We start from the raw sequence: 15,453 nt of genomic DNA, 5'->3' as shown, positions 1-15,453 counted from the left end.
GCCCTCGCAGCCGGAATCTGGCACAACTGGCTGACCGGAACGCCCCGAAAACGTTCGCTGATCGCATACGACCACTGAATCCAATAGGAATTAATCATCTAGGCCTGCCGGAGCGTCAGGATCTGCTCGGCCCGGCCGAAGGGGCCCTGGAGGTCGTGCAGCACGGTCGAGGTCAGGCCGATCCCGTCGGTGCCGAAGGAGACCTCGTTGTCCAGCCCCAGCCACTCCCCTTCGGGCCGCCGGTACATGTGGATCTGCAGGTCAAGGTTGGGGAACGAGTAACTGCCCTTGCCCGGCGGAACGCGCGCGGCGATCCCGTTGGCGGTGTCAACCAGGCCGACGAGCCGGGCCAGGTCGCTGCTGTCCTTTTGGTCCGTCAGGGGATGATCGGTGTGCAGCCAGACGGTGCCCGAACCGGCCCGGTGCCCGTCGGCGATCTTCATTTCCAGGGACGCGATGTAGCCGCCCGGCCAGATGCTGGCCGCGTCGTACGGTTCGCAGTCCTCCGGCGCCGGAATCCGCGGATCCTCAAAGGCGGCGATCGCCGAAGTGTCGGACGTGATCATCCGCCAGGCCGTGGCGCGGATCGCGGTGCGGCCGCCGGCGACCAGCTCGGCCTGGATCAGCTCAATCGTCCGGCCCGGCCGGAGGGTGGTGGTGACGACCTCGAACTCGCCGCCGGGAATCAGGCCGAGGATCTCGTAGCTGAGGCGGGCCATCCGCATGTCCTCGCGCGGCTCATGCCGGGCCAGGCAGTCGGCCATGATGCCGGAAGCGGGGGCCATATGCTGCTCATGCACATTCCAGGCGCCCTGGGCGTGGATGGTGGAGCGGAAACGCCCGCCGCCCAGATCCTCGTAGTAGAAGTCGCCCTCGGCAAGCACCGGTAGTTCAGCAGTCAAGGTCCGCCCCTTCGCGTAGCTGTTGATTCCAGAACACACTATCGCTTTCAGAGCTCCCGCTGTGCCGCCGCCTCATGGCCCGCACGAGTCCGGCACCCAGCACGGAGCCAGTCAGGGGCTGACGTCCGGCACCGCCTCCGGCACGGATTCGGACACGAATTCCGGCACGGACTCCGCGGCGCAGACCACGGACACCTCGTACAGCTCGGACGACTCCACCATCAGCATCTCCACCGTCGTCACCGGCAGCGGGGACATCACCGTCACCTACAACGTGGCCGACGTCGTGCTGACCGACGCCACCGTGCTGCAGTCCGCCTTTGCCAACAACAGCTTTGGCGTGCCGCCCCCGTGGAGCGGTCCGGTCCGTGTCCGCCCCAGCGGCCGCTTGAGCCCGACGTCGGTCGCTGTCAGGCTTCGACGCGGACGCCCCTCCAGAAGGCCACATGGTTCTTGATGAGCCCGGTGTCGGACTTCGGCTCGGCGTAGAACCTGGCCGCGTCCTGCTTCCGCTGGCCTTGGACCACCAGGCTGTTGTATCCGGCCTCGCCCTTCCAGTGGCAGACACTGCTGTGACTGCTGTCCTCCAGGGAGACTGCCTTTGCCATCGTGCTGTCTCCTGCTCGTTGCCGGGAAATGCCTGGAAACCTGCAGCCGGAGCCGCGCGTTATTGGCGCAACGTCCGGGCGTCGCTTTGATTACGCCCTTACCGCCGGACCCGCGGTGGATTTCGGCTCGGTTCCCACCGGATTCGCCTGACTGGGTAGACTCGGAAACAGACTTACCGCGACTACCCACCGAAGAGGTGCTCCCCTGATTCGAGTCATCAGTTACAACCTGCGAAAGCACCACGCCAGCGGTGAACTGGCAGACTTGGCGCGCGATTTTGAGATTGATGCCCTGTGCCTGCAGGAGTGCGACACCAACGATCTTCCAGACACCATCGGCGATCTGCACCTTGCCGACGCCACCAAAGGCAACCGGCTCGGCCTCGCGATCTACTACCGCATGGACCGGTTCACGGCCTACGAAACAAAAACATTCGCCCTGAAGAAGTCGCTGCACGACCACATCCTGTCCCCCGCCCACGAGCGGCTCATCGGCACCCGGGTGGTCGACAGGGAGACCGACCATGATCTGGTCATCGCCTCCTTCCACGCGGCCCCGCTGACGGCGTCGAACTCGCTGCGCCGGAACCAGATCCACGCCGCGCACGCCGAACTGCTGAGCATGAGCGGCGGCCTGATGTCCCTGATGGTCGGTGACTTCAACTATCCGTTCTTCACCAGGTACCTCACCGAACAGATGAAGGATGCCGGCTACGACTTGACGCTCAGCGACCGCCGCACTTACACCCGCTACAAGGTCTTCAAGGGCCACTTCGACTTCGCCACCTCGCAAGGCCTGAACATCGAGAGTGTCGAGACCCTGCCACGCGGCGCCTCCGACCACCTTCCCATCCTCATTTCCGCGGAGTACGGCACGGACGCTCCGGCGGCCGGCGGCTCCGCGTCCCCTGCCGCGTAGCCCCGGGGCCACCGTGCGCGAAAGGCGGGCCCTGAAACTCCCGCCCGGTCTGGGAATGCTGCGCGTGTACCAGCGTCCCTGGCTGAAATCCGATCTGGCCGCAGGCGCGGCCCTCAGCGCGTTCCTGATTCCGGCCGGCATGGCCTACGCCGAAGCGGCCGGACTGCCGGCGGTCACGGGCCTCTACGCGTCGATCATCCCCCTGCTCGTTTATGCAGTGTTCGGTCCGTCCCGGGTCCTGATCGTCGGCCCGGATTCCAGCCTGGCCCCGATGATCGCCGCAGCCATCCTGCCGCTCGCCGGTAAGGATCCGGATCAGGCAGTGGCCCTCGCGGGCGTGTTGGCACTGATGATCGGCGGACTGCTCCTGGCCGGCAGGGTCTTCAGACTGGGTTTCGTCACCGGGCTGCTGTCCAAACCGATCCGCGTGGGGTACCTCAATGGAATCGCCCTTGCCATCATGCTCAGCCAGTTGCCGAAACTGCTTGGCTTCCCTGCCACCGGCGGCTCACTGATCGCCGGCGCCAGTGGCACTGCAGAGGCGGTGGCCCAGGGCATGACCAATCCAGTCGCCTTGCTGTTCGGGGCGGGCACAATCGCCGTCATCGTCACCTGCCGCTTCCTGCCATGGAGGCTTCCCGGGGTGCTGATCGCCGTCGTGGCAGCCACGGCCCTGACAGCCGTCCTGAACCTCACCGCGGCGCTCCCCACAGTCGGCGCCTTGCCCCGCGGGTTGCCTGGGCCCGCCCTCGGCGGAATCAGCGTTGACGACATCCTCGCGCTGATCGGCCCGGCAGCCGGCATAGCCCTGATTGCCTTTGCCGATACATCCGTTCTCTCCAAGAGCCTCGCGGCCCGGCAGGGCATACGGGTGGATGGAAACCAGGAAATGGGCGCCCTCGGGGCAGCGAACGTGGCCAGCGGCCTCTTTGGCGGCTTTCCGATTTCCGGGAGCACCTCGCGGACGCCGATCGCCCTCGAAGCCGGCGCCAAGAGCCCGCTGGGCGGAGCCGTGGCCGCCGTCCTCGTTGTGGCCTTTATGCTCCTGGCGCCCGGAGTGACCTCCTACTTGCCCTCCAGCGTGCTGGCCGGCGTCGTGATGGTTGCCGCGGCGTCGATCCTTGACTTGAAGACGCTCTTCCGGCTGCTCAGGATGAGCCGGACCGAGGCCGCCCTGCTGGTCGCCACCTTCCTGGGGGTCGCCTTTGTGGGCGTGCTCGAAGGCATCGTGGTCGCCATCGGTCTCTCCCTGATCGCGTTTGTGATCCGCGCGCTGGACCCCTACCGCACCGAACTGGGCAGCGTCGAAGACGTTCCCGGCTACCACGACCTGGGCCGGCACCCCGAGGGCCAGCGCATCCCCGGGCTGGTGATCGCACGCTTCGATGCCCCGCTGTTCTTCGCCAACGGCGCCGTCTTCACCGATCACATCAGGACCCTCGTGGCCAACGCACCCGGACCGGTACGCTGGGTGATCGTGGCATCAGAGGCCATCACTGGCCTGGACACCACCGCGCTGGACGACCTTGTGGCGCTCGACGACGAGCTGGCGAAACGCGGCATCAGCCTCGTCTTCGCCGAGATGAAGGGGCCCATCAAGGACCGACTGATCCGGTTCGGAGTCAGCAGCCGGTTCGGCCACGACCATTTCTTCCCCACGGTCAACAACGCGGTGAAACACTACAAGCGGACCTTCGACCTGGCGTAGCCGCGGGCGGAGACGCTCAGCCCAGCAGCGGAATCACCTCGATCGCGCCGTCCGGACCGACCGTCACGAGCACCCGCGCTCCGGTCACGCCCTCGAGTTTTGCAGCCAGCCGGCCCGCCAGCCGGCCGGCGTCGGCGGCGGGGCCCGCGCCAGTCGCTTGGCCCGCGCCGGCTGCAGCGCCCGCCCCAGCAGCAGGGCCCGCGCCGCCGTCGGCCCTGCGCCAGACGGTCACGCCGGCTCCGGTGATTTCGTCGATGACCCGGTGCAGCGGCGACGGATCGGAGCCGGTCACCAGGATGACATGACCGATGGTCCGCCTCCGGACCGGTGCCGCCGCCGCAAGAGCGGCACGCTCGTGGCGCCAGACCGCAAAGTGGTAGCCCGCCACGAGCCCCGTGGCAACAAGCAGGCCCAGCGGGGCACGGACCCTCTCCACCAGGCTCCCGCCCGAGCGGTCGTCCAGAAAAAACTCGAACATCCGGAACCCGATAACCAGCAGGGTGATGACGGCGGCCACGGCGCTGAGCCCGAACACCACAATCAGGTAGACCCGGCGGGCGCCCTGCCAGGTCCCGGACAACGCGGCCGGGCCGGGCTGCACCGCGGGTGACCGGTCCAGCGGCTTCCAGGCGAGCCACCAGACCGGGCCGCCGACCAGCAGCGAACTGATGCCGCCAAGCAGGAGCGTGCGTGTCCCGGATCCCACAAAGGGGGTGGCCGCCATGGCGAGGGTGGCATTGACGATCACGCCGACGCCGGAGGCTGCGGCAACCAGCGCGACGCCGGAGGTCACCAACCGGCTTCCCTGCCGGATGGTTTCCGAACTTCCGCGCGCCAGCCCCCGGTGGTAGACCCAGACGAGTGAGCCGATCGCGGCGGCGGCGATTGCCGTGGCCAAGGGCTCCAGCAACTGCGCCATCGGTTCGTTGCGGTCGAAGGCCAGCCGGAGCAGGACGAACACCGTAACTCCCGCACCACCGAGGGTCAGCACCCCGGCGCCGAGGACCCCCACGGCGATCAGCCCGACGCTGGCGAGCCCCCCGCGCAGCAGCCGCCCGCCGTCGCGTTTCCAGTGCCACCACCAGACCAGCCCGCCGCCCGCCGCCCAGACGAGCGACTGCAGCGCGGAAACCCACCAGGGCTTGCCCACTGACCCGGCAGCCAGTTCCCCCCGGAGTGCAACGTCGAGCAGGGTGGACAGCGCGGTGATGGCGCCGCTGACTCCCATCACCAGGCCGATGTAGCTGCCGAGAACCGTGGGGACCTCGGCCAGATCCAGGGGCCGTTTGCGCGGGTGCCGCCCCATCCACCGGTGCCAGACCCAGACGACGGCCCACACCAGCCCTGTGGCCAGCGAGGAGCGCCACTGTAACGACTGGCCGCCGATCAGCGTGGCCAGCGTGCTGAGCAGGTTGCTCACCGCCAGGATCAGGGAGAGCACATAGGCACCGGTCAGATAGAGGCCCCAGCCAACCGAAGCCCGTTCTGTTTCCTCACCCAGGCGCCGCCAAACCACCCACCAGAGCAGTGCGGCGAGCGGCCCGCCGATCAGCGCGAACGCCAGCGAGCGCGCCAGCCCGGCCACGTCCCCCACGGCCAGTTCCGTGCCCGCCACCAGCAGTCGTTCCAGCAGCCCGCTGACTCCGATGGCGGCGACAACAACGAGGGCGAAGAGCAGCAGGTAAGTGATCAGGCGTCGGACAGTCCGCTGCGCCGAGCCGACGGCGGAGTCGACACTCATCACTTCACCACCGTGGGCTGGCACACCGTCAGTTGCCAGGGGGCTCTTTCGATCAGCCACTTGTCCCCGGCCTTGACCAGGTCGAAGGCATCCTCCATTTGATACTCGCCACTTCCAAACGGCCCACCACCCTCGGAGACGGTGATCAGCACCCTGACGTCAGCGGACTCCGCCCGCTCAGTCGTCGAGACGAGCGTGACGCGGAAGTTGTCCGTTCCCATCCGCGGCACCTCTTTGATACAGCCTGCCTTGGCGGCGTCCGACAGGTAGGCCGTCGCAGCCGCCTCGTCGCCGGCGATGACGGCGGCGGAATACCGCTGGACCACTCCGGCGGGGGTGGCCTCGTTCAGCGGCGCTGGCTCGCCGCGGGTGAACACGACAATCAGGGCGACGATCACCAGCACGGCGATGGCGGCAAGGATGGCGAGGAGTGTCCGGTCCGGCCGACGCGGTGCGGTTGGTCCAGCGGCCGGTTCAGCGGCCGGCGCCGCGGCCGGCTCTGACGCGGGAGGCTGTGGTTCGTTCGGCTGTGGTTCGTTCGGCGCGGACTCTGACTCTGGACTCATTTCGCCATTATGTGGCAGACCGGGGCTGTCGTCACGATGTCTTTAGACCCCATCCGCCCCTGACCTGCTGTTTCGCCGCCGTCGGACGCCCCTCACGATCAGCGAGGCAACGAAGACGGCTAGGGCGGCATAGACGGCGAAGTTGAGGAAGCGCGAGTATTCGTCTATCAGCCGGTACTGCGCCCCGAGCAGTGCCCCCAGGCTGACCAGCAGCCCGTTCCAGATGCCGCTGCCCGCCAGTGTGAACGCACTGAACGTGCCCAGGTTCATCCGCTGGGCACCGGCGGGCACCGAGATCAGGCTGCGCACGCCCGGCAGCAGCCGGCCAAAAAAGACAGCCGACCGCCCGTGGCGGCTGAACCAGTCGGCGGCCTTTTCAAAGTCTTCGCGGTCCATCAGCGGAAGCCTCGACAACCACCGGATCGACCGCTCCAGCCCCAGCCGCAACCCGAGCCAGTAGAGCAGCAGGGCGCCCAGATAGGCGCCCAGGGTGCTGGTGACCAGGACAAGGCCCAGGTTCATGGTCCCCTGCTTGGTCAAAAACCCGGCAAGGGGAAGGATGAGCTCGCTGGGTATGGGCGGGAACACCGTTTCCGCCAGGGTGAAGAGCCCCACACCCCACTCGCCCAGGGCGTCGACGGCCCGCGCGGCAAAGCCGGCCACGCCGCTCAGATCATCCACGGGGCTCGCGGAACTCATGGCTGTCCCGGCCGTTCAGGATCCTCAATCACTGCCGCTCCCTTCCCCGTCAGTCGTGGCCAGCCTAACCGAAAACAGGTACCCGGATCGGTGCGCTCCCGCCGGCGCCGGCCGGGAGGCATTACGCTCAGGAAATGGGAATTGTGCGGAAAGTCGTAGGCCTGGTCTTGCTCGTGGTGATCGGGCTGGTGGGTTCGGGGCCGGCAGCAGTTGCCGTCGCGCCGGTCGACATCGTCGTCGAGGACCGGGCGGGGGTGCTGGACCAAAACACCCTTCGGCCGGCAGTGGAGTCGATTGAGTTTTACCAGCCCACGAAGGTGGCTGTCTACACCTACAACGGCTCGGTCTCGGACAATCTGAACGAGGAGGTCCTGCGTTTCGCCCGGGCCGAGCGTCCGGAGTGGATCAGCGCAGACGGGCAGAAGTGGGCTGACGGGCTCTTCATTTTCGCCTTGGACCCGCGGGGCCGACACGTCGGGACTTACATGGGTGAGGACCGAAAGGTCTCACAGGAACAGCGTGAGGACATCCAGAACGCCGCCAAGGATCTGCTGAGCGACGCACAGTGGACGGACGGCACCATCGCCGGGATCCAGCGCGGTGCCGAACTGATCAACCAGCCGTGGTACCGGTCCACCGCTTTCCTTGTCACTGCGTTCAGCGCTGTGGGCACCGCCGTCGCGGGCGCCGCCACCTGGCTGATCGTCCGCTGGCGGACCAGGGTCAGCAGCCGCCGGGAACTGGCCCGCGGCGACGTCAGCTACTCCAATGTGAGCATGGATCTCGAAGTCACCGAGCTCAACGCCAGCACCATCCCGGACGCCTCGCGCTATGGCAGCACCGTACTGGAGAAGCACCGTAGCTTTATGGCGAAGTACAACAGCGCCACCGGCCTCGCCAACCGGGTCCACGCCCTGTCGCCCAAGGAACTCAGCAAGCGGTCGAATCTGAACCTGGTCAGGAGCTACGCGGACGCCGCCACCGAGCTGGACGCCCTCGACGACGTTATCGCTGACACCAATGCCCTGCTCAACCGGGGCTCCGCCTGGGCCCCCGCCTGGGACCGGCAGCTGGCCCCGTTCCGCGCCGACCTGGCCGCGATCGAACAAATGCTCAACAAGCGCAACGCGGCGGGCGACTCCGCGACCGCGGCCGCCCTCCGCTCCTTCCGTGACCAAAGCCACCGGAACATCGAACAGTGGACCGCAGAGCTCGCAGATGGCTCGATCACGCCGGAGACGGCCCTGGACCGGTTGCGGGATGCCCGCACCCACTTGTCCGAGCTGCTCAAGAACCACGCCGATACGGTCATCGAGAGCTTCGCCAAGAACGAGAAGGAAGCCTCCCTGATGCGCAAGGAGATGGAGAGCGCGCAGGCCGGCAGCAAAGCCAAGTACGGGCGCACGTACGAGCCCAGCATCCTGGGCACGGTCTATCCCGCCTACTACTTCTTCTCTGTGCCGACCTTCAACTCCGGCTTCAACACCGGTGTCAGCAGCGTGAGCAGTGCCCGCGGCGGGGGCAGCACCACCACGGGCTACGGCAGCAGTGGCGGCAGCTTCTCCGGCTCCGGCAGTTCGTCGAGCTTCTAGCGGGTCTCGCCGCTCTTGCTGTGTTCGACGACGAAATCGCCGCCGGGGAACAGAATAGTCTCGTGGCCGTCGTCGAACCTGACGTGATACGGCGGGGCGCCGTCGGCACCCTTGACCTCGAGGATTTCCCCGTGACGGTCCGATGACTCGACCGTGGTGCCACGGATAATGATGCGGTCTCCCTGGGTTGCTTTCATGGCAGACACCTCCGTCCACCAGCGTACGGTTCTGCGGCCGTTTGGGGAACGGCCCGCTAGAAGAGTCTGGCAGTGACGGTTTTGGTGAGCTGGTGGATGACACGGGTTCGGGCCGCCATATCCGACGGTCCAACGCCCAGCGTGTAGACCACAAATACGTAGGCCCGGTCGCCCTGGACCAGAACGCTCGCGTCATGCAGGTAGCCCTCAAGCAGCCCGTATTTGTGGAAGACGCTGACCTCTGGGGGCGTGGCGGCCGGGATCAGCAGCTCGTAATTGGTCTGCTGCATATAGGACAGCAGCTGGGCGGTGTTGGTGGCATTGAGGAGCCGTCCGCTGTACAGCTCGGACAGGGTCCGCCCCGTCTCGGCGGGAGTCAGCCCGTTCACCGTGCGGTCATAGGGGATGCCGAGGCTGGCGGCGTAGGCGGTCATGCCCTTCTGGCCGACGGCGGCGAGGATCAACGCCCACGATTCATTGTTGCTCTGCTGGACCATTTGCCGGATCTGTTGGCCGGCGGTGGACGCCCCCATCCGGGACGCCAGCGAGGCCTTGCCGGTTTCCACCAGGTGGTAGTAGGCGGCAGCGGCGAGGATCTTGCCGGTACTGGCGGCCACGAACTTGGTTTTCACCCCGTACTCGTGCACTTCCCCGTCGCGCACGTCGATCAGGGCCACGCCCAACTTGTAGGCGCTGTTGGCCTTGATGACCCCGTCGATTTCCGCGTCGAGCGCCGCACTGATGGTCGGGTCGGAAGGAGCGACGGCGGGTGTCGGGGCTGCGCCTCCAGCCGGCGGCGCTGTGGCTGTTACTGCCGCGGACGGTGTCGCTCCGGTGGCAGACAGCGGGTCGGCAGCTCCGGCATTCGCTGCTGCGGTTGCCGAGGTGGCCGGAGCAGCACCGGCATCGCGTGGAATGCCGGCCTGGACGGTGGCGTAGACGGTCGCGGCCGAGACCAGGGCGAGGACCGTGATGAGCGCAATCAGGAACTGCGGCCTGATCCCGCCCAGAAACCCCGGCAGGCCCCGCAGGGGACTCCGGTTGAAGTCGGCTGTATGCCGGCCGCTGCTGTAGTGCCGGCCGGGACCCCAGGAATCCATCCGGCCTATCGCCGAAGTATTGACGGAGGCGCGACGTCGACTGACGGCACGAGCTGGTTCGCTGGCATGCTTGTCCTTCTTGACTAGGGACCGCGCTCAATTCAGAACCGCGGCGCGGCTTCAGATTTCCTTATTCTGCCCCAGGCTCAGCCTAGCGCAAGCGGCCGCGCCCACGTGGTCCCGGATTGGCCTTCCGGAGCCCGGAGCCCGGGGTCCGGGGGCCGCCAAAGCCGCAGTGCGGCAAGAACGGGCCGGCCGGCGTCGCCCTGCCGCTGCCGCGGTCCGCGTCGTAGGCTGGAACCCCGGCAGCCCAGCAAAGGAGCCCCGCATGCGCAAGGTCATCTTCATGATGCAAGTGTCCCTGGACGGCTACTTCGAAGGTCCGCAGCACGATCTGAGCTGGCACCGGGTCGATGACGAACTGCACACCCACTTCAACAATGAGCTCCGGACGATGGGCGCCTTCCTGGACGGCCGCGTTACCTACGAGCTGATGGCGGCCTTCTGGCCGACGGCCGACCAGGACCCGTCGAGCCCTCCCCCGTTGGTTGAGTTCGCGGGGATCTGGCGGGACATGCCGAAGATCGTCTACTCCCGGACCCTGCCGACGGCGGATTGGAACACCGAGGTGGTGCACGAGGTCGTCGCCGAGGACGTCGTGAGGCTCAAGGAACAGCCCGGCGGCGATCTGGCCCTTGGCGGCGCCGATCTCGCGGCGGCTTTCAGGCGGCTCGGCCTGATCGACGAGTACCGGATCTATGTGCACCCGGTCCTCATCGGCCGGGGCAAACTCCTGTTTAAGGAAACGGATGCGATGATGCCTCTCCGACTGCTGGAGAGCCGGACGTTTGGCAACGGCGTGGTGCTGCTGCGGTACGCGGTGGAGCCGGACTCCGTTAACGCAGAAGGCCGGTGATCCGCTGCCCCCAAGGCAACTGATCGACCGGCCTCCTGTGCGTTGCTGGCGGTGCTGCTAGCCTGCGCGGACGAACGTCACCGGGCCGGTGGCGGTCAGCCAGGACAGCGGGTGCGTCATGGTGGCGTTGACGCCGTTCATGCCGCCGCTGATGGCTTGGCCGTTGCCGGCGTAGATGGCGACGTGGCCGGACTGGACGATGATGTCGCCGGCCTGGGGCGTGGCGACGACCGAGCCGTATTTCAGGAAGGCCTGCGGGCCGATGTCACCGACCGGGATGCCGGCCGCGTTCAGGGCCTTCTCCACCATGGCGGTGCAGTCCTGCGTGATGCCGATCTGGCCGTAGGCCACGGACAGCAGGGTGGCGTTGACTCCACCGGCTGCCGGGGCAGCGGCCGGGGCCGGGGCTGCCTGGACCTTGACGGTTGCCTTGGCCGCCGCGGGGGCCACAGCTGCTGCCTTTGGAGCGGCAACAGCAGCTGCCGCCTTCGGAGCGTCTACGGGCTTGGGTGCCTCCACCACGGGAGCCGGGGACGTCTCGACGGCCGTGCGTTCGAAAGTGATCTGGACGGCCGAGTCGGCCTGCACCGGCGCGGATACCTGGCCCTTGACGTCAACGGACGTTGCTGGTGCAGCGTCGCGCTCGGTCGGTGCATCGGCGGCGTTGGCGGCCATGGCGCCGCTAAGCACCATTCCGGAAGCGGCGACGAGGACTGCGGCCTGGCGGCCGATGGTGCCGGCGGTGCGGCGATTGTTGCGTAGGGCGGCGTGTTTGGGCGCACGGGTATTGCTAAAAGTCATTATAGAAGCCTCTCCCAATGCCTGCGAGGTGAGCTGTCGGATTCGGATGGGAGGCACCCGGCCGCACGCGGGCCCGACATAGCGGGCCGTGCGGCTTCACCCCAAGACCCCTGGAAAACAGCGGGTCAAAATTGGTTTCCCCGTCTCTGCCGGACGTTGCTGCGAGTTATCCCCACGCCGCGGCAGAGTTAGGCAATCGGCGGGGGAGAACCTGTCTCGGAAACAACAGGCACTTAATAACGGTAACGGAATGATCACGACAAGTCACATCGAGGTATCACATGGGGGGGCATGGCCGGGCCTGGAATGCCCCGCCGGTCGCTGCCCCAGGCATAGGATGATGCCATCACCGTTCCGCCGAAACGGAGGCCCGACAATGAACAGCCCCGACGTCCCCCGGCACTGTGTTGCCATCTGCCAGCTGAGCAGTCAGCCGCCGGAGGACTTCAACGTCAACACGGAACTGGTGGTGCTCGAAGACGGGGAAGCTCACGTGTCCACGTGGGACGCCGAGCCCCGCGACGGCGGATTCGACGTCCACGTCCTGAACGACCGGGTGGATGCGCTGGGCTTTATGGTCGTCACCGATTGGGAGTTCTTCGATGAAAAGGCTTACGCCGTGGTGGAGCGCCGCCCGGGCAAGCGATGAGCGGTTCCCGACGGCGTAGCCAGGCCAGAGGCTTGGCGCGCCCTTTCAGGCCGGAGGCGTGGTCGCTCCGGGCCCACGGTCTGGGCGGGAGGGCGACGTATCGTTGGTCCGCGGGTTTCGCAGCCGCAGCTGTTACCGCTTTCACTGTGTCCACCGGACTCTTGTTGACCAACGCGATAATGCTCCCCGGAGCCGGCTTGGTTCGGCTCGTGCTGGCCGTCTTCATCGGCCCGCTGGCTTCAGCCCTCTCCGCCGTCGTGCTCTTGCATCGAACGGGGCGGCTTTCCGCCCCGGCGGCGTTGTCCACTGCGGCTAGTGCCTTCTTGGCGTGTGGTTTGGCGGCATTGACGGCAGCGAGTTGGTCGGTCGGTTTCGATGAAGCTGATGCGGGCGTCGGCCGCAGCTGGTTTGGTTCGTCAACGCTCCTGTTCCTCATTCTCGCGTGGATTGCTGGCACGATCTGTCTCGTGGCACCGGTCGGCTCGGCGCTAAGCAAGCGGCGCTCCCTGCCCAACCACGTCGTGCAAAGTACAGTCCTGGCAGCACTATTGGCGCCTCTTCTCGGCGCCTTGACGCTGATGGCCCCCATAGCCGGCGCACCGGGCGCCGTCGTGCTGCTTGTGATGGCTCTGAGATTGGGCAGAGCGAAGCATCCTGAAGCACGGCGCGACGCCGTTCGGGTAGCAGTGCGAGCGTCCCCGCAGAGGCCGGCTGCAGCTTGGACTCGGCGGAGGGACGCTGCAGCGTGCGCTGCCGCGCTGGTGACGCTTATTGCGGGACTGGGGTGCGCGGTGTTTGCCCTCACCGGCAGCAGCTGGGCGCCGATGGTTACCGATTCCACCCACGCCATGAACCTCGGGTTGGCGGCCGGCGCGCTGGCCGCCCTCCCGGCGGCCCTCGCAGCCGGGATTATGCTCACTCCGCGTTTCGGAAGCATCATCCAGTGGTCGGCATTCCTGTGTTGCGCGAGTCTCGTCGTGGAGGCGGCCGCCCAATTTCTTGGGGCCGGGCATCCCACGCAGTGGCCGCTTATCCTTGCTGCAGCAACCATGCTGGGCTTCGCGGTGGCGCTGCCCTTCGGACGGCTCATTCCCGGAGGCCCTTCGCTCCGCGTCGGCGTGACAGCGCTGCTCGGCCTCGCCGGTTCAATTGTCGGACTCCAGCTGGTGACGATGGCCGCCTTCATCGCACCACCCGCCGCCGCCGCGCTCTTCGTCTGGTCATGGAAGCGGCTGTCAGGGGCTGGCCTGCGGCCGGCGTTATGACGGCAATCCTATGCTGGCCGGGCGGATTCCAGCCATTGGTGCAGCGAGGCGTTGAACCGCCCGGGCTGAGTGAAAGGCATCCCGTGCCCCACGCCCGGGTGGACCTGGAAGGTGCAGTTCCGGAATTTCGATTGGTAATGTTCCAGGCCCCGCAAGAGCCGGGGTTCTTCCTTGTCCCCGGCCATGAGGAGTACCGGCAGTGAGGAGCACAGGACCTCAGGAGGAACGGCGAACGAGAAATTTGCATGGATCAAGCGCCTGAGCGTTCCGGCGGACCTGGACCGGGACAAGGCGTAGTAGTCCTCGAACATGTTTGAGGGGATGCCGAGTTGCGCCGCCTGGGCGTTCGCGAAGCGACGGTTCCTGGACAGCGGTGCGGACGCCGCGGCGAGCAGGCTGAGCGCCGTTGCTCCGCGCCACGGGCTCAAAAGGGAACTGACCACCACGAGGCGTTCGACGTGGCCGGGGTAGGACGCTGCCAGTTGGATCGCGGTCTGACCGCCGAGGGAAAATCCAATGACGGTGACGGGGCGGGCGTGTTCCAGAAGGCCGGTCTCCTCTGCGACTGCAGCTGCCGCCTGGCCGTGGGTGTAAAACGTGCCTTTGCGCTGCGGATGGTGCCCCGGAAGAGTTGGGGTGAGGACGGTGAAATCACGGGCGAAGTAGGCATTTTGCGCCGCCCACATCCACGGTCCTACGCCGCCGCCGTGAATGAACAGGAGCGTGGAACGTTCCCCTTTGGACTCTGCATTCATAACGCCAGTCTTCCAGAACGGAACGATCACAAATCCAGAGCGGGGCGATCAGAATTCCAGCCCCGGCCGGTGCCGGGCCATCTCGGTGAGCACGCGGGAGGCCGCTTCGGCGGCAACATCGCCGTCGTCGCCCGCCGGCGCTTCCGTCTGGGGCGACTCCCCCAGCGCGAGACGGGCGTGCCGCACGAACCCGGGCCAGTCCCCGGCGCCGGCACGGAGCTCGCGGAGCGGGGAAAGCAGGGCTGCACGGCGCAGCCAGTCGTCGGGATCCCGCATCCACCGGTCCAGGACACTGTCGGCACGCACCCGGGCCACGACGTCGAGCCCGGCGATCAGCGGGCCGATGACGTCGATGGCGAGCGGGTCTATCAGCGCGCCCACTCGTGCACTCCGCACGAATCCTTCGATCCGGGTGAGGTCCGTGTTGGTGAGCAGCCGGACGCTGGACTGCAGGAGCACAACGGCGGCGAGGCGCCGTTCGAAGACGGGCACCTCCCACAACTCGGAGCTCAGGGCTGTGATGTCATCGTGCGTCAGTTCCGCATGGCGGCGGAGGGCGTCCCGGATCGTTCCCCGCACGGCGCCGACAGACGCTCCGTAGTAGCGGTGACCGCTGCCGTGCCTTGCCTCTGCTTCCTCGGCGCGGCTCCAGGACGACTCCCGCTGGAGTGCCTCGTCTATGAATTCGCCGGCGTCGCTCATGGGGTCATTCTTTCGCATGGCGGGGGCCGTTGATTGTCACAGGTGGCCGATAGCGTGTTTCCATGGACGGCAATCAGGGGCCCGACAAGGCTCAGCCAGAACAGGTGACGGTCACCGAGGTGGCCCGTTCCCTGGAGGTCGTCCGGCCTTCCGCTAACGACGGCGGCGGCGGCGCCGGGCTGACCGGGCAGCTCCGTGAACGGGAGGAGCTGCCGTCCGCCGCAGCTGCTGTTTCCACCCCATGCAGGGGTGATCTTATTGTCGGAGCCCCGCTGTTGAATAGGGATGTGGAAGGCAATCAGGGGCCCGAAGTGGCTCCGGAAGCAGCGGGCA

General features: G+C 67.0%; 18 protein-coding genes and 1 riboswitch. Of the genes, 7 read left to right on the top strand and 11 right to left on the bottom strand.

Annotated elements, in window-relative coordinates; translation table 11 throughout:
• Positions 1 to 98: 98 nt before the first annotated feature.
• The 3 genes from AC50X9_RS20670 to AC50X9_RS20660 all read right to left on the bottom strand — a co-directional run bounded on the left by AC50X9_RS20670 (position 99) and on the right by AC50X9_RS20660 (position 1,510).
• On the bottom strand, positions 99 to 902 hold the full coding sequence (locus AC50X9_RS20670) for a thioesterase family protein (RefSeq protein WP_494896845.1): 804 nt from the start codon (positions 900 to 902) through the stop codon (positions 99 to 101).
• Between the two features lie 111 nt (positions 903 to 1,013).
• Entirely contained in the window at positions 1,014 to 1,160 is a 147-nt protein-coding gene (locus AC50X9_RS20665) for a hypothetical protein (protein ID WP_494896843.1), read from the bottom strand.
• A 152-nt stretch (positions 1,161 to 1,312) separates the two neighbouring features.
• Complete coding sequence (locus AC50X9_RS20660; protein WP_494896841.1) at positions 1,313 to 1,510, bottom strand: DUF427 domain-containing protein; 198 nt, start codon at positions 1,508 to 1,510, stop codon at positions 1,313 to 1,315.
• A gap of 208 nt (positions 1,511 to 1,718) precedes the next feature.
• Between AC50X9_RS20660 and AC50X9_RS20655 the strand changes: the two genes are divergently transcribed.
• On the top strand, positions 1,719 to 2,429 hold the full coding sequence (locus tag AC50X9_RS20655; protein ID WP_494896847.1) for an endonuclease/exonuclease/phosphatase family protein: 711 nt from the start codon (positions 1,719 to 1,721) through the stop codon (positions 2,427 to 2,429).
• A gap of 13 nt (positions 2,430 to 2,442) precedes the next feature.
• Complete coding sequence (locus AC50X9_RS20650) at positions 2,443 to 4,137, top strand: SulP family inorganic anion transporter (protein ID WP_494896839.1); 1,695 nt, start codon at positions 2,443 to 2,445, stop codon at positions 4,135 to 4,137.
• A 16-nt stretch (positions 4,138 to 4,153) separates the two neighbouring features.
• Here the strand turns inward: AC50X9_RS20650 and AC50X9_RS20645 are convergent, their stop codons facing one another.
• Genes AC50X9_RS20645 through AC50X9_RS20635 form a run of 3 tightly spaced genes read right to left on the bottom strand, consistent with a single transcriptional unit; the run spans position 4,154 to position 7,143 of the window.
• Positions 4,154 to 5,878: a DUF5671 domain-containing protein gene (locus AC50X9_RS20645; RefSeq protein WP_494896837.1), complete on the bottom strand. Its 1,725-nt coding sequence runs from the start codon at positions 5,876 to 5,878 to the stop codon at positions 4,154 to 4,156.
• The gene (locus AC50X9_RS20640) at positions 5,878 to 6,444 is read right to left on the bottom strand and encodes an LpqB family beta-propeller domain-containing protein (RefSeq protein WP_494896835.1); all 567 of its coding nucleotides are present in this window, start codon (positions 6,442 to 6,444) and stop codon (positions 5,878 to 5,880) included. The genes AC50X9_RS20645 and AC50X9_RS20640 overlap by 1 nt, the downstream gene beginning before the upstream one ends.
• A 42-nt stretch (positions 6,445 to 6,486) precedes the next feature.
• Positions 6,487 to 7,143, bottom strand: a complete 657-nt coding sequence (locus AC50X9_RS20635; RefSeq protein ID WP_494896833.1) for a DedA family protein — start codon at positions 7,141 to 7,143, stop codon at positions 6,487 to 6,489.
• A gap of 134 nt (positions 7,144 to 7,277) precedes the next feature.
• Here AC50X9_RS20635 and AC50X9_RS20630 point away from each other — a divergent pair, with 134 nt between their 5' ends.
• Positions 7,278 to 8,735: a DUF5129 domain-containing protein gene (locus AC50X9_RS20630; protein ID WP_494896831.1), complete on the top strand. Its 1,458-nt coding sequence runs from the start codon at positions 7,278 to 7,280 to the stop codon at positions 8,733 to 8,735.
• On the opposite strand, the gene AC50X9_RS20625 is transcribed toward AC50X9_RS20630, so the two are convergent.
• Positions 8,732 to 8,932 (bottom strand): DUF1918 domain-containing protein, encoded by a 201-nt coding sequence (locus AC50X9_RS20625; RefSeq protein WP_494896829.1) that lies wholly within the window; start codon positions 8,930 to 8,932, stop codon positions 8,732 to 8,734. The two genes, AC50X9_RS20630 and AC50X9_RS20625, sit on opposite strands and share 4 nt — an antisense overlap.
• A 56-nt stretch (positions 8,933 to 8,988) precedes the next feature.
• Complete coding sequence (locus AC50X9_RS20620) at positions 8,989 to 10,032, bottom strand: serine hydrolase (RefSeq protein WP_494896827.1); 1,044 nt, start codon at positions 10,030 to 10,032, stop codon at positions 8,989 to 8,991.
• A 328-nt stretch (positions 10,033 to 10,360) separates the two neighbouring features.
• Here AC50X9_RS20620 and AC50X9_RS20615 point away from each other — a divergent pair, with 328 nt between their 5' ends.
• On the top strand, positions 10,361 to 10,948 hold the full coding sequence (locus AC50X9_RS20615) for a dihydrofolate reductase family protein (RefSeq protein WP_494896825.1): 588 nt from the start codon (positions 10,361 to 10,363) through the stop codon (positions 10,946 to 10,948).
• Between the two features lie 57 nt (positions 10,949 to 11,005).
• Here AC50X9_RS20615 and AC50X9_RS20610 read toward each other — a convergent pair whose 3' ends face one another.
• Positions 11,006 to 11,749 carry a C40 family peptidase gene (locus AC50X9_RS20610; protein ID WP_494896823.1) on the bottom strand — a complete coding sequence of 248 codons (744 nt, stop codon included), beginning with the start codon at positions 11,747 to 11,749 and terminating at the stop codon, positions 11,006 to 11,008.
• Between the two features lie 4 nt (positions 11,750 to 11,753).
• Positions 11,754 to 11,923, bottom strand: a riboswitch (cyclic di-AMP (ydaO/yuaA leader).
• Positions 11,924 to 12,125: 202 nt separating this feature from the next.
• Between AC50X9_RS20610 and AC50X9_RS20605 the strand changes: the two genes are divergently transcribed.
• Positions 12,126 to 12,398 carry a hypothetical protein gene (locus AC50X9_RS20605; protein WP_494896821.1) on the top strand — a complete coding sequence of 91 codons (273 nt, stop codon included), beginning with the start codon at positions 12,126 to 12,128 and terminating at the stop codon, positions 12,396 to 12,398.
• A gap of 761 nt (positions 12,399 to 13,159) precedes the next feature.
• Positions 13,160 to 13,663 (top strand): hypothetical protein, encoded by a 504-nt coding sequence (locus AC50X9_RS20600; protein WP_494896819.1) that lies wholly within the window; start codon positions 13,160 to 13,162, stop codon positions 13,661 to 13,663.
• 8 nt (positions 13,664 to 13,671) lie between these two features.
• Here AC50X9_RS20600 and AC50X9_RS20595 read toward each other — a convergent pair whose 3' ends face one another.
• Both AC50X9_RS20595 and AC50X9_RS20590 read right to left on the bottom strand, forming a co-directional pair.
• Entirely contained in the window at positions 13,672 to 14,418 is a 747-nt protein-coding gene (locus AC50X9_RS20595) for an alpha/beta fold hydrolase (RefSeq protein ID WP_494896817.1), read from the bottom strand.
• 48 nt (positions 14,419 to 14,466) lie between these two features.
• The gene (locus tag AC50X9_RS20590; protein ID WP_494896815.1) at positions 14,467 to 15,120 is read right to left on the bottom strand and encodes a DNA alkylation repair protein; all 654 of its coding nucleotides are present in this window, start codon (positions 15,118 to 15,120) and stop codon (positions 14,467 to 14,469) included.
• Between the two features lie 62 nt (positions 15,121 to 15,182).
• On the opposite strand from AC50X9_RS20590, the gene AC50X9_RS20585 reads away from it, so the two are divergent.
• Positions 15,183 to 15,453 (top strand): hypothetical protein (locus AC50X9_RS20585; protein WP_494896813.1); only part of this gene is annotated, 271 nt, incomplete at its 3' end.

This window comes from Pseudarthrobacter sp. HLT1-3, from assembly GCF_059383535.1.
The sequence above is the reverse complement of the archived record's forward strand: the minus strand, read 5'-3'. Positions and strand labels throughout refer to the sequence as shown.